At 63.7% G+C, this 13,121-nt stretch carries 11 protein-coding genes; all 11 read right to left on the bottom strand.

Annotated elements, in window-relative coordinates:
• Positions 1–24: 24 nt before the first annotated feature.
• The 11 genes from kdpB to NP503_RS14720 all read right to left on the bottom strand — a co-directional run bounded on the left by kdpB (position 25) and on the right by NP503_RS14720 (position 13,052).
• Positions 25–2,118, bottom strand: coding sequence for a potassium-transporting ATPase subunit KdpB (gene kdpB, locus NP503_RS14770; protein WP_127272692.1), 2,094 nt, complete (start codon positions 2,116–2,118; stop codon positions 25–27).
• Positions 2,115–2,330 (bottom strand): hypothetical protein, encoded by a 216-nt coding sequence (locus NP503_RS14765; protein ID WP_127270652.1) that lies wholly within the window; start codon positions 2,328–2,330, stop codon positions 2,115–2,117. The genes kdpB and NP503_RS14765 overlap by 4 nt, the downstream gene beginning before the upstream one ends.
• Positions 2,331–2,337: 7 nt before the next feature.
• Positions 2,338–4,041 (bottom strand): potassium-transporting ATPase subunit KdpA, encoded by a 1,704-nt coding sequence (kdpA, locus tag NP503_RS14760; RefSeq protein ID WP_127273222.1) that lies wholly within the window; start codon positions 4,039–4,041, stop codon positions 2,338–2,340.
• Positions 4,042–4,061: 20 nt separating this feature from the next.
• Positions 4,062–4,151, bottom strand: a complete 90-nt coding sequence (locus NP503_RS14755) for a K(+)-transporting ATPase subunit F (RefSeq protein ID WP_032808122.1) — start codon at positions 4,149–4,151, stop codon at positions 4,062–4,064.
• A 448-nt stretch (positions 4,152–4,599) separates the two neighbouring features.
• Entirely contained in the window at positions 4,600–4,902 is a 303-nt protein-coding gene (locus NP503_RS14750) for a DUF982 domain-containing protein (protein WP_127269540.1), read from the bottom strand.
• Between the two features lie 259 nt (positions 4,903–5,161).
• Complete coding sequence (locus tag NP503_RS14745) at positions 5,162–5,386, bottom strand: alkylphosphonate utilization protein (protein ID WP_013529641.1); 225 nt, start codon at positions 5,384–5,386, stop codon at positions 5,162–5,164.
• Between the two features lie 274 nt (positions 5,387–5,660).
• Entirely contained in the window at positions 5,661–6,473 is an 813-nt protein-coding gene (locus NP503_RS14740; RefSeq protein WP_127269541.1) for an NAD(P)-dependent oxidoreductase, read from the bottom strand.
• Between the two features lie 3 nt (positions 6,474–6,476).
• Positions 6,477–7,679: a pyridoxal phosphate-dependent aminotransferase gene (locus NP503_RS14735; protein WP_127269542.1), complete on the bottom strand. Its 1,203-nt coding sequence runs from the start codon at positions 7,677–7,679 to the stop codon at positions 6,477–6,479.
• Entirely contained in the window at positions 7,676–9,295 is a 1,620-nt protein-coding gene (locus tag NP503_RS14730; RefSeq protein ID WP_127269543.1) for a hydantoinase B/oxoprolinase family protein, read from the bottom strand. Before NP503_RS14730 ends, NP503_RS14735 begins: the two co-directional genes overlap by 4 nt.
• The gene (locus tag NP503_RS14725; RefSeq protein WP_127272763.1) at positions 9,292–11,385 is read right to left on the bottom strand and encodes a hydantoinase/oxoprolinase family protein; all 2,094 of its coding nucleotides are present in this window, start codon (positions 11,383–11,385) and stop codon (positions 9,292–9,294) included. Before NP503_RS14725 ends, NP503_RS14730 begins: the two co-directional genes overlap by 4 nt.
• On the bottom strand, positions 11,382–13,052 hold the full coding sequence (locus NP503_RS14720) for a thiamine pyrophosphate-binding protein (protein WP_127267665.1): 1,671 nt from the start codon (positions 13,050–13,052) through the stop codon (positions 11,382–11,384). The genes NP503_RS14725 and NP503_RS14720 overlap by 4 nt, the downstream gene beginning before the upstream one ends.
• Positions 13,053–13,121: the final 69 nt, after the last annotated feature.

Here is a 13,121-nt window from a genome sequence, read left to right as displayed (position 1 = left end):
CCGGAATTGCGTTAAAACAAAGAGTTAAGCGAGGCCAAGCGCGGTGACGATCATGTCGATCGCCTTGATGCCGACGAACGGCACGATGAGGCCGCCGAGGCCGTAGACAAGCAGATTGCGGCTGAGCAGCGCCCCGGCGCCAATGGCGCGATATTTGACGCCCTTCAGCGACAGCGGGATCAGCGCGATGATGATCAGTGCGTTGAAGATGATGGCCGACAGGATGGCGCTTTGCGGCGTCGCCAGATGCATGACGTTGAGTGCCTGCAGCGGGCCGGTCGTCTGTCCCGGTGCGACGTAGAAGACGGCGAACATCGCCGGAATGATGGCGAAATACTTGGCCACGTCGTTGGCGATCGAGAAGGTCGTCAGCGAACCCCGCGTCATCAAGAGCGCCTTGCCGATCTCGACGATCTCGATGAGCTTGGTCGGATCGCTGTCGAGATCGATCATGTTGCCGGCCTCGCGGGCGGCAACCGTGCCGGTGTTCATGGCGACGCCGACATCGGCTTGTGCAAGGGCGGGTGCATCGTTGGTGCCGTCGCCGCACATGGCCACCAGCTTGCCCTTGGCCTGTTCGTCGCGGATCAGCTTCAGCTTGTCCTCCGGTGTGGCCTGCGCGAGGAAGTCGTCGACGCCGGCTTCCGCGGCGATGGCTGCTGCCGTCATCGGATTGTCGCCGGTGATCATCACCGTGCGGATGCCCATGCGGCGCAGTTCGGTGAAGCGCTCCCGGATACCGCCCTTGACAATGTCCTTGAGGTGGATGACGCCGAGCAGGCGGCCGTCGCGTTCGACCGCCAGCGGCGTGCCGCCGGACTTGGCGATCTCGTCGGCGATGGACTGGAGATCGCGGATGGATTCGCTGCTTGGGCGCGTGCCATGGGCGGCAGCTGCCGACTGGTTGACATGGGCAAGCACGGAATCGACGGCGCCCTTGCGCACCGACGAACCATCGATGTCGACGCCGCTCATACGGGTCTGCGCTGTGAAGGGCACGAAAGTGGCGTGCAGCGTTGCCATGTCACGGGCGCGGATGGCGTATTTCTCCTTGGCCAGCACGACGATGGAGCGGCCTTCCGGCGTCTCGTCGGCGAGCGAGGCTAGCTGAGCCGCGTCGGCCAGTTCCTGTTCGGTGACGCCCTTGACCGGGCGAAACTGCGTCGCCTGGCGGTTGCCGAGTGTGATCGTGCCGGTCTTGTCGAGCAGCAGCGTGTCGACGTCGCCTGCGGCCTCCACGGCGCGGCCCGACATGGCCAGCACGTTGAATCGCACCAGGCGGTCCATACCGGCGATGCCGATGGCCGAAAGCAGCGCGCCGATCGTGGTCGGGATCAAGGTGACGAACAGCGCCACCAGAACGGTCACCGAGATATAGCCGCCCGAGTAGGAGGCAAAACTCGGGATCGTCGCGGTGGCCAGCACGAAGATCAGCGTCATGCCGACGAGCAGGATGTTGAGCGCGATCTCGTTCGGCGTCTTCTGGCGCTCGGCACCTTCGACCAGCGAGATCATGCGGTCGAGGAAGGTATGGCCGGAGGCGGCGGTGATGCGGACGCGGACCCAGTCTGACAGCACCTGGGTGCCACCGGTGACCGCCGAACGGTCGCCACCGGATTCGCGGATGACCGGCGCCGATTCGCCTGTTATCGCCGCCTCATTGACCGACGCGACGCCCTCGACAACTTCGCCGTCCGACGGGATGATGTCGCCGGTCTCGACCAGGACGGCATCGCCGACCTTGAGGCTGGTGCCGGGCACGAGTTTGTATTTGGTGCGGTCCTCACCGGTCAAAAGCTTGGCCTGGGTCTCTGTGCGTGCCTTGCGCAGCGAATCCGCCTGCGCCTTGCCGCGGCCTTCTGCGACCGCTTCGGCGAAGTTGGCGAACAGGACGGTGAACCAAAGCCAGATGATGATCTGCAGCGTAAAGCCGAGATTGCCGCCTCCGGTGACCAGGTCCTTCACGAACAGCACCGTGGTGAGCGCCGAGACGACGGCAACGACGAGCATCACCGGGTTCCTGGCCAGCGTGCGCGGATCGAGCTTGCGGAAGGCGCCGCCAATGGCGGGAACTAGGATGCGTGCATCCATGATGCTTGCTGATTTCGAGTTGCTCATTTTGAAGCTCCGGCTTCGGTGTTGTTGGACGGCACCCGATGATTGGATGCCGAAAGGAAATGCGGTGGCCCGTAGGCCAGCAGCCAGAGGACGAGCATGACTGCCGCAAGGCCGAGAAACGTCGACAGGGTCGGGAAAGGAGGAGGTCTCTCCTCCTTTCGGTGATCGTCCCTGTGGCCGACCTTGCGGCGCATGGCATTGAACCAGGACATGACGGTCTCAGAAGGTCTGCCCGTGAGCCATCGCCAGGTGCTCGATGATCGGCCCGACGGCGAGCGCCGGGAAGAAGGTGAGGCCACCGACGATCAGGATGACGCCGACCAGCAGTCCGACGAACAGCGGGCCATCGGTCGGGAAGGTGCCGGCGGAAGCCGGAACCGTTTTCTTCGCCACCAGCGAGCCGGCAATGGCCAGCGCCGGGATGATGACCAGGAAGCGGCCCATCAGCATGCCGATGCCGATCGTGATGTTGTACCAGGGCGTGTTGCCGCTGAGGCCGCCAAAGGCCGAACCGTTGTTGGCCGCCGCCGAAGTGTAGGCATACAGAACCTCGGAGAAGCCGTGCGGGCCGGCATTGCCCATCGACGCCACGCCGGTCGGCAGCACGACGGCGATGGCCGTGAAGATCAGCATCGCCAGCGGCAGGCACAGTATGGCCAGCATAGCCATCTTGACCTCCTTGGCCTCGATCTTCTTGCCCAGATATTCGGGCGTGCGGCCGACCATCAGGCCGGCGACGAAGACGGCGACGACGATGTACATCAGGATGCCGTAGAGACCGGCGCCGACACCGCCGACGATGACTTCGCCAAGCTGCATGTTGATGATCGGGATCATGCCGCCGAGCGCGGTGAACGAGCCGTGCATGGCGTTGACGGCGCCGCAGGAAGCGGCCGTGGTGATGACGGCAAACAGCGCCGACAGGGCGATGCCGAAGCGGCTCTCCTTGCCCTCCATGTTGCCGCCGTCGATGCCCAGCGCATGCACCAGCGGGTTGCCGGCGGCTTCCGCCCAGTAGCAGATGGCGACACCGGCGATGAACATGACGCCCATGGCCGAGAGGATCGCCCAGCCCTGGCGCTGGTTGCCGATCATGCGGCCGAAGACATTGGTCAAGGCGGCGCCGATGGCGAAGATCGACACCATCTGGATCAGGTTGGAGATCGCGTCGGGGTTCTCGAACGGGTGCGCGGCATTGGCGTTGAAGAAACCGCCGCCATTGGTGCCGAGCATCTTGATGGCCACCTGCGAAGCGACCGGGCCGACGGCGATGGTCTGCTGCGCGCCTTCCAGCGTCGTGGCGTTGACGTAGGCGCCGAGCGTCTGCGGCATGCCGAGCCAGACATAGACCAGCGTCAGCACGATGCAGAACGGCAGCAGCAGATAGAGTGTGGAGCGGGTCATATCGACCCAGAAATTGCCGATCGACTTGCCGGACGCCCGGGCAAAGCCGCGGATCAGCGCAATGGCGATGGCAATGCCGGTGGCCGCCGAAACGAAGTTCTGCACCGTCAGCCCGGCCATCTGCACGAGATAGGACATCGTGCTCTCGCCACCATAGTTCTGCCAGTTGGTGTTGGTCATGAAGCTGGCGGCGGTGTTGAAGGCCAACCCTGGTTCAACCGCTGTCATGCCGGCAGGGTTGTAAGGCAGGCTGCCCTGCAGGCGCTGCAGCGCATAAAGCACCAGGAAGCCGGCGAGGTTGAAGAGCAGCAGGGCGACCGCGTAGGTGGTCCAGTGCTGTTCCTCGCGTTCGCTGGTTCCGCAAATACGATAAAGCCCACGCTCAAGCGGGCGAAGGACCGGCGAAAGCAGCGTGCGGTCGCCGTTGAAGACGCGGTGCATGTAGCCGCCGAGCGGCTTCACCAGCAAAACGACGATCCCGCAATAGACCAGGATCTGTATCCAACCGTTCAGTGTCATGGGTGTGGCTTTCCGTGCCTTCAGAAGCGTTCTGGACGAACGAGGGCGTATGTCAGGTAGGCGAGCAGGAACAGCGTAACGCCGCCACCGAGAATATAGTCGACGATCATTTTTTCAGCCTCGCTCTAGAGCGCGTCACAAGCTTTTATGTAGGCGAAACAAAGGGCAAAGAACAAAATTCCGATTCCGATAACGGCCATATCCATTGTGTTTATTCCTTTTGTTCTTTTGTACTTTGCGAATTTGACAAGAGAGTTCGCAATATCTCGAAAGTGTCCCGTCGCACCTTTGGCGACGGAGCCGGTTGTATTTTCTAAAAGGAATATGGACCCGATCGCCATAAAGGTTCGAGACGGGGCGCAGTAGAAAGAAATAGGAATTTCATAAAGATTTTTGCTCGGGCTCTTCCCGACACTCCACGCAGGGATTGTCGCCCAAGACACACGGCTACAGGATGGCGATTTCCTTGCGAGCTGCCGGAAACGCGAAAGCCCGGCTGGGGGCCAGCCGGGCTTTCTATGGTGGTGTGGCTTTAGCCGCCACGGAGAACATCAATCTTCAGGCGGCGTAGCCGCCATAGCCACGCGCAACGGCGTGCACGCCCGCCACCGGCTCGAGGTCCGGCCACAGGATGCCGGCGGCTTGCGCGAATTCGAGCAACGCCCGGCGCGCCTGCTCGACGCTCACATAACCTGGAACGGCCAGATCACATGTCTCCACCGCGTTTCGGTAAAGCGGGCCGCGGCGGGAGGTCGTCCAATTGGTGAGGAAATCGTGCATTTCGGCCAGCGAGGCAATCTCGCGCTTGAAGCCGAGGCCGACCGACAGTGCGACCGGTGAATGAAACAGCTTGTCGTGCATGAAGCGGGCTCCTGGTTTTTCGCGCGCTTGGAGAGATATCCGGGCGGGTCCGCGAACGGGACGCCGTGAAACGCGCAATGAGGCCGGAGGTTCCAGCTTGGGACTTGGCGATTTTTTTGATTGTGCCTGGTCGGCGAAGTTATCAATTCACAGCGCAACGATCGCGTGCCGGACGCTCAACGGCTCCGCAGCCCCCTTGGCGACGGCAGGCTCTCCAAAATCCCGAAGGAGCCATCGAGATCGCTTGCCGCCTTGAGGCTCACGCCTTCTTCACGAACTCGGTCTTGAGCACCAGGCCTTTCACTTGCTTGGTGTTGCATTCGATCTCGCCGGGATTGCCGTTCAGGCGGATGGCCTTCACCAACGTGCCGCGCTTGATCGTCTCCGAAGTGCCTTTGACTTTGAGGTCTTTGATCAGCGTTACGGAATCACCGTCATTCAATTGAGCGCCATTGCTGTCGCGCACGATTACATCGTTCGGCATGCCATCTCCTGTGATTTGGATCCCACTACCAGATCAGATGAGAATCCCAAAACCGATGACGACCGGCAAGTCTTCGACGCCCAAGGTGGATGAACGCTTGGGGGAAGTCCGGCATCGTCTGCAGGTACCGCTGCCAGATCTGATCCATGACCGTGGTCGGCGTGGCACATCGAAGCCGGCGCCGCCGACAACCTCCTCGATCTCCGCCACCACGCGTGAATCCGTCGCCTGCCGCATCTCGGCTTCCGCTCTGCGCCATCGAGCGGATTGGCAGCTACGCCTGTTTGTCGTCCGGATGGCCAAGCTCGCAGAACCACCCGCCCAGATACTTCACCGATGGCGCCTTGGGATCCGGAACCTGCGTTTTCGCCTCGACCGCGGCGCGGAACGGCTCGGCACTATCCTGCGGAGAAAACCCCAGATGGTTGGCGCCGCTGTTGTCGACCGTTTTCACCTTGTTGTCGGAAAGGCCGAAGGAGATCGTATGGCCGACGCGCGGCGCGGTGAGAGCTGCCTCGACCAGACGCACACAATCGGCGAAGGAGAGGTATGACCACAGCATGCGACGGTCCGCCGGTTCGGGGAAGGACGAAAAGATGCGCAGGCACGCCGTCTCGATGCCGAACTTGTCCCAGTAAAGCCGGCTCAGGCTCTCGACGAAGTTCTTCGACACGCCATAGAGGCTGTCGGGACGCACCGGCGCGTCGACGCCGATATGCGCCTCGACCTCGTGATAGCCGACGGCATGCACGGAGGAGGCATAGATGACTCGTTTCACGCCGTGTTTCCGGGCGCCCTCGTAGATGTGATAGGAGCCGCGGATGCTGGAATCCAGGATGGTTTGCCATTCGCATTCGAGTGGTGCGCCGCCGAAATGCACGATCGCATCGCAATCCTTGGTGGCGGCAAACGTCGCCTCCATATCGGCGAGGTCGAAGACCGCTTCTTCCTCGTGTGGAGCAAGATCGCCGAACGGTTCGCGGCCGGCCAGGCGGATCGTTTTTGCCAGCGGCACCAGCCCCTTTCGCAGTTCCGAACCGAGGCGGCCGGCCGCGCCGGTGATCAGGATGCGTTCGTAATGCGGCATGATTTACTCCACTTGCGCGACGGCGGCGTTGATGCGCGCGATCGCTTCGGTCAGCACCTCTTCGCCGGTCGCGGTCGAGATGCGGAAATAGGGGGAAAGTCCATAGGCGGCGCCCGGCACCGAGGCCACGCGCCCTTCGTTCAGGAGATAATTCGCCACTGCCGTGTCGTCCTCGAGCACGACGCCTTTTGGGGTCCTGCGGCCGATCAGGCTGGCGCATCCGATATAGGCATAGAAGGCGCCTTCCGGTGGCGAAAGCGTAAGACCGTTGATCCGCCTGATGCCGTCGACGACAAGGTCGCGGCGCGCCTCGAACGCCTGCCGAAAGCGTGCCACCTCGTCCTGGGGGCCGTTGAGCGCGGCCACCGTCGCCGCTTGCGCGATCGAGCAGACGGACGTGCAGGACTGGCTCTGGATGATCGCCATCGCCCTGGTGAGCGGCGCCGGCCCGGCGGCATAGCCGACACGCCACCCGGTCATCGCATAGGATTTGGAGACGCCGTTGACGATCAGGGTGCGGTCCCTGAGTTCCGGGCAAGCCTTGCCGAAGGAGACGAAGTCGCGTCCGTCGAACAGGATGTGCTCGTAAATCTCGTCGGAAAGCACCAGCACCTGCGGATGCCTTGCCAAAACCGCTCCGAGTGCCCGCAGGTCCGATTGCGAATATATGGCGCCGGAGGGGTTGCCGGGCATGTTGAGGAACAGCCATTTCGTCCTTGGAGTGATGGCTTTTTCGAGCAGCTCCGGCGTCAGCCGGAAGCCGGAAGTTTCCGGGCACTCGATAACGACAGGCCTGCCGCCGAGCAGCTTCACCATCTCGGGATAGGAGACGAAGTAGGGCGCCGGCAGGACCGCTTCGTCACCAGACTCCAGCGTCGCCATCAGCGCGTTGAAGATGATCTGCTTGGCGCCATTGGCCACGACGACGTCGTCCGCCGTGTAGTCCAGTCCGTTTTCGCGGCGGAACTTGCCGGCCACGGCTTCGCGCACCTCGGCCGTGCCGGCGGCACCCGTGTATAGCGTCTGGCCGGCCTTCGCGGCGAAATGCGCCGCTTCGATGATATGGCTCGGTGTCGGGAAATCCGGCTCGCCCAGGCCAAGATCGATCACGTCGACGCCCTTGGCGCGCAGGGCCTTGGCTGCCTGCGAAGCAGCCATGGACGCCGACGGCTTCACCGCAGACAGGCGCGAGGCAATGTAGCTCATTTGCCGTTCTCCGAAATGTATTCCTTGGAGCGGTCGTTCGCCCGCGCCTCGGTGCTGCGCTTGGACGGATCGCCATAGCCGCCGCCGCCCGGCAATTGGAGGATCAGCCGACGGCCGGCCGGAACATGCTGCCAGCCTTTGGGTCGCATCTGCGTGCCATCGTCCAGCCTGACCACGCCGGCCACTCCAGGCCCGCCGCCGTTGCGCCCGTGGGCGGGATGATTGACGCGGTCGAACATGGCCGAGAAGTCGAATTCATGGCCCTCGATCGCCTCGATTTCGATAACCTGCCCGAGCCCGCCGCGGAACTCGCCGTCGCCGCCGGAATCGGGCCGCAGCTCCTTGCGCCAGATGACGATCGGCCCGGTGTGCTCCGTTGCCTCGATCGGCATCGTATGGACGCCGGAGGGGAAGGCCGTCGCCGACAGTCCGTCGAGACCGGGGCGCGCGCCCATGCCGCCGGAATTGAACATCAGCACCTCGGCACGGCGGCCCGAACCGCCGGAGACCGGCCGAACCGAGATATGGATGTTCCACAGTGCGCCGGCGCCCTCGGCAAGGATCTTGCCGGGCATCGCCTTGGCGATCGCGCCGAGCACCAGATCGGGAACCATGTGGCCGAAGATGTGCCTGAGCGCCACCGGCGCCGGCCGCACGGCGTTCAGGATGTTGACCGGAGACGACACGGTGAAGAAGGCGAGCGACGCGGCATTGTTAGGAATATCGGGCGCCACCACGCATTTCAACGCGTAGCAGGCATAGGCCTTGCTGTAGATGATCGGGCAGTTGATGCCCCATCGGCTCATCGGGTCGGTACCGGTGAAATCGACCTCGACGCCGGCGTCCCTAACCGTGACCGTCGCCGCGAGTTTCACCGGCTCGTCGTAGCCGTCGGTCACCAGCGCGTTCGACCAGCTGCCTTTGGGCATCGCCTTGATGCGTTCGACCAAGGCGTCGCGGGTGCGCGAGAAGATGAACTCGCCAAGCCCGTCCAGCGATGCCAGGCCGATCTCCTTCATCATGTCGACGAGGCGTCGGTGGCCGACTTCGTTGCAGGCGGCGAGCGAATAGAAATCGCCGACGACCTGGTTCGGCTCGCGGACGTTGGCGCGCAGGATCCTGACGAGATCGAGATTGACCTTGCCCTTCTCCGCGAACTTCATGATCGGGATCTGGATGCCTTCCTCGTAGACCGACTTGCCGTCAGCGCCGAAGCCGCGCCCACCGACATCGACCACATGTGCCGTGCAGGCGAAGAACGCAACCAATTCGCCGTTCAGGAACGACGGCGACACCATGGTGATATCGTGCAGGTGGCCCGTGCCCAACCAGGGGTCATTGGTGACGTAGGTGTCACCCTCGAACATGGTTTCGCGCGGGATTTCGTTCATGAAATGCAGCACCGCCTCGGCCATGGTGTTGACATGGCCGGGCGTTCCCGTCACCGCCTGTGCCAGCATCTGGCCGCGGGGATCGAACACGCCTGCCGACAGATCGCCGGATTCGCGCACCGATGTCGAGAAAGCCGTGCGCAGCAAGGTGAGGGCCTGCTCCTCGACCACCGAGATCAACCGGTTCCACATGACCTGCATGCGGATTTCACTGATGTCGCTCATGCCTGGCTGCCTTTGCGGATCAGAAGGATCGCGCCGTCGCTCTGGATGACGGCGTCGAAGCTCGTGGTGACGACGGTGGACGTCTCGCGTTCGACGATGATGACCGGGCCTGCCACCCGATCGCCGGTGCACAGCCCCTCCCGTTCGACGATGCCATAGGTCCGTGGCGCACCGCTGGCCGGATCGAACACCGCGCGGCTTGTTGCCGGCTGAGTGGTCCGCTTGCCGGTGATCAGCTCGTGCCTGGCGACAGCAGGCCGGACATCCGTCGCCTTCACGGACCAGGTGACGATCTCGATTTCCAGGCCGCCAAGTCCTTCGATGGCGCGGCCGAAGAAGCGTTGGTAATTCGCCTGGAACAAATCCTCGAGCGTGGTTGCGGCATCATTGCCGAACGGCTCGTCCGGCAGCGGCACGGGGATTTCCCAGCCCTGGCCGGCGTAGCGCATGAAGGCGGTGATTTCGCATGTGATCGTACCGTTGGCCCCTGCCCGCACGAAGCTTTCGGCTGACACTTTGAGGTCATCGAGCAAAGCATTGGCCTCGGCCGGCTTGAACTGCGACAGCCGCGTCAGCCGGGATGCCAGGGCTTCGTAGCCGAACGGAGCCTTGAGGAAGCCGATCGCCGATCCGACGCCCGCGCCCTTGGGGACGATGCACTGGTCGATGCCGAGTTTCTCGCAAAGCCTTGCGGCGTGAAGCGGGGCCGCGCCACCGAAGGCGATCATCACGTTGTCGGAAATGTTTTTGCCGTTTTCGACAGCATGGACGCGGGCGGCATTGGCCATGTTCTCGTCCACCACCTCGCAGATGCCGAAGGCCGTCGCCATGGCATCGAGCGACAGGCGTTCGCCGACATCGCGCAGGATCGCCTGTTCGGATGCGGGCGAGTCCAGCCTGATGGCGCCGCCGGCGAAATTGTCGGGATCGAGCTTGCCGAGCACCAGGTCGGCATCTGTGATGGCCGGGCGCCTGCCGCCGCGGCCGTAGCAGGCCGGGCCAGGTTCCGATCCGGCACTTTCGGGACCGGTCTGGATGCGGCCCATGGCGTCGACCCAGGCGATCGAGCCGCCGCCGGCGCCGATCTCGATCATCTCGATCACGGGAATGGAGATCGGCATGCCGGAACCTTTGCAGAAGCGATAGGTACGCGCCACTTCGAAGGTTCTGGCGGTGCGCGGCGCATAATCCTCGATCAGGCAGATCTTTGCAGTGGTGCCGCCCATGTCATAGGAGACGACCTTTTCCAGGCCGAATCGCCTGGCGATGTCGGCGGCGAAGATGGCGCCGCCGGCCGGGCCGGACTCAACGAGGCGCACGGGAAATTCCGAGGCCGTCTCTACCGAGATCAGACCGCCCCCCGAATGGATCATGAAGACCGGGCACTCGGCGCCCATCTCCTTCAAGCGAGTCTGGAAACGCGCGAGATAGTCCGCCATCTGCGGCCGCACATAGGCGTTGGCGCAGACCGTGTTGAAGCGTTCGAACTCGCGCATCTGCGGCGAGACTTCGGCGCTGATCGAAATCGGGATGGTAAGCTTGCGGGACAGGATAGCGCGTGCCCGGCGCTCATGATCAGGGTTGGTGTAGGCATGGATGAAGCCGATCGCCACGGAGCCGAAACCGCCGGCCGCGATCCGGTCGGCAATGCCTTCCAGGGCGGCTTCGTCGAGCGGTTGAAGCTCCTGGCCTTCCGCACCGATCCGGCCCTTTACCGTGAAACGGTGCTCGCGCGGGATTAGCGGCGCCGGCAGCTGCAGGTCGAGGTCATACTGCTCGAAACGGTTTTCGGTCCGCATCTCGATGACATCGCGGAACCCTTCGGTGGTGACCAGTGCGGTCTTGGCGCCACGGCGTTCGATGAGCGCATTCGTCGCCAGCGTCGTGCCGTGGATGATGATGCCGATCTCGGCAAGCGCGATACCGGCATCGCGCGTGACGACGGCAATGCCGTCCAGGATCGCCTGCTCGGGCGCCGCGTAATTGGTCAATACCTTGGTGGAGAAGATCGTTCCCCTGAGGTCGAGCGCGACGTCGGTGAACGTGCCGCCGATGTCCGCGCCGAGACGGATGTCGTCTTTGGAGGTCATGCCTTGGCCTTCTGGGAAGCGAGCGCGGCGTCACGCATCTGGGAAAGGGTCTGTCGGGGCGTCAGCGCTTCGGGAGATATGGCGATGTCGAGGACCGCTCCCGTCACGGATCCGAGCGCCCGATCGAACGCCGCCGCGAAATCGCGCGTCGCCTCGACCCGCTCGGCATGGAAGCCATAGGCCTTAGCCAGTGTCACGAAATCAGGGTTTTCGAGCGACGTGCCCGAAACGCGCGCCGGATAGTGGCGCTCCTGATGGGCGCGGATCGTGCCGTAGATGCCGTTGTTGAGGATCAGCACGATCGGCTGCGCGCCAGCCTGCATAGCGGTTCCGAGTTCCTGGCAATTCATCTGGAAGTCGCCGTCGCCGGCAAAGCAGACGACCGTGCGTTCTGGAAACGCAACCTTGGCGGCAATTGCCGCCGGCAGGCCGTAGCCCATGGCGCCAGACTGCGGGGCGAGCAGCCGTGCGTCCGGCCCGAACTTGAAGAACTTGTTCGGCCAGACGGTGAAATTGCCGGCGCCGTTGGTGAGAATGACGTCGGCAGGCAGGTTTGCGCGCAGCCAGGCGCTGACCTCCACCATGTCCACCGGGCCGGGCTGGACGGGCGCGCCGAATGTCCCTTCATAGGCTTTGCGGGCCGCGGCGCGCCAGTCCGCCCAGCCGCCTTTGACGGGCGTCAACGCCCGGGCAAAAGCGTTCGGCCCGGCATGGATACCGATAGCCGGCACATAGGTCTTGCCGATCTCGCGATCGGAGCCATGGACATGGATCAGTTTCTGGCGCGGCACCGGCACGGACAGCAGCGTATAGCCGTCCGTGGTCATCTCGCCAAAACGCACATTGACGGCCAGGATCACGTCGGCGTCGCGGAGCAGGGCTTTGACATGCGCCACCATGCCGACGCCGGCCTCGCCGACAAAGACCGGCGAATGGTTGTCGAACTGGTCCTGATAGCGAAAGGCCGCCACGACAGGGATGTCGGAAACCTCTGCGAAAGCCTGTAGCGCCGCGCGTCCGTCCACGGTCCAGTTGGCGCCGCCCATGAGCAGGACCGGCCTCTCGGCCTTGGCCAGCAGCCTGAAGGCCGAAGCGATCGCTTCCGGCGCCGGCGCCGGCTCGAAAATGGCCGCCGGTGCGCTGAGCGGAGCCGCTTCGGTCATGGTGGTCAGCATGTCCTCGGGCAGCGCGACCACGACGGGACCAGGTCGTCCGGTCAATGCGGTCGTCCATGCCCGCGCCACAATCTCGGGCAGGCGCGCGACATCGTCGATCTCGACCGCCCATTTGGCGACCGTGCCGAACACCGACCGGTAGTCGATTTCCTGAAACGCTTCGCGGCCCTTCATGTCGGTGCCGACCTGGCCGACGAACAGGATCATCGGCGAACTGTCCTGCATGGCCGTGTGAACGCCGATGCTGGCGTTGGTGGCGCCTGGGCCGCGCGTCACGAAACAGATGCCTGGCGAGCCGGTCAACTTGCCGTAGGCCGAGGCCATGAACGCCGCGCCGCCTTCATTGCGGCAAAGCGTGTAGTCCAGCTTTCCCTGCGTGTCGTGCAGCGCGTCCAGGACGGCCAGATAACTTTCTCCGGGCACGCCGAAGCTCCTGGTCGCGCCAAGCCCGATCAGGCACTCGACGAGAAGGCGGCCGCCATTGCGGATCATGCTTCGACATCCTCACTTTGGCGGCAGGTCGATCGAGCCTGCCTTCGGTTCATAGGTGCACGCAGGCGG

The organism is Mesorhizobium sp. SEMIA396 (assembly GCF_024518615.1).
GTDB lineage: Bacteria > Pseudomonadota > Alphaproteobacteria > Rhizobiales > Rhizobiaceae > Mesorhizobium.
This window is presented reverse-complemented; position numbering and strand designations above follow the sequence as displayed.

Coding starts and splice junctions, on each gene's coding strand:
- NP503_RS14725 (WP_127272763.1), bottom strand. CDS start 11,385: ATGACCTCCAAAGACGACATCCGTCTCGGCGCGGACATCGGCGGCACG.
- NP503_RS14740 (WP_127269541.1), bottom strand. CDS start 6,473: ATGCCGCATTACGAACGCATCCTGATCACCGGCGCGGCCGGCCGCCTC.
- NP503_RS14765 (WP_127270652.1), bottom strand. CDS start 2,330: ATGTCCTGGTTCAATGCCATGCGCCGCAAGGTCGGCCACAGGGACGAT.
- kdpA (WP_127273222.1), bottom strand. CDS start 4,041: ATGACACTGAACGGTTGGATACAGATCCTGGTCTATTGCGGGATCGTC.
- NP503_RS14720 (WP_127267665.1), bottom strand. CDS start 13,052: ATGATCCGCAATGGCGGCCGCCTTCTCGTCGAGTGCCTGATCGGGCTT.
- NP503_RS14750 (WP_127269540.1), bottom strand. CDS start 4,902: ATGCACGACAAGCTGTTTCATTCACCGGTCGCACTGTCGGTCGGCCTC.
- kdpB (WP_127272692.1), bottom strand. CDS start 2,118: ATGAGCAACTCGAAATCAGCAAGCATCATGGATGCACGCATCCTAGTT.
- NP503_RS14730 (WP_127269543.1), bottom strand. CDS start 9,295: ATGAGCGACATCAGTGAAATCCGCATGCAGGTCATGTGGAACCGGTTG.
- NP503_RS14755 (WP_032808122.1), bottom strand. CDS start 4,151: ATGATCGTCGACTATATTCTCGGTGGCGGCGTTACGCTGTTCCTGCTC.
- NP503_RS14735 (WP_127269542.1), bottom strand. CDS start 7,679: ATGAGCTACATTGCCTCGCGCCTGTCTGCGGTGAAGCCGTCGGCGTCC.
- NP503_RS14745 (WP_013529641.1), bottom strand. CDS start 5,386: ATGCCGAACGATGTAATCGTGCGCGACAGCAATGGCGCTCAATTGAAT.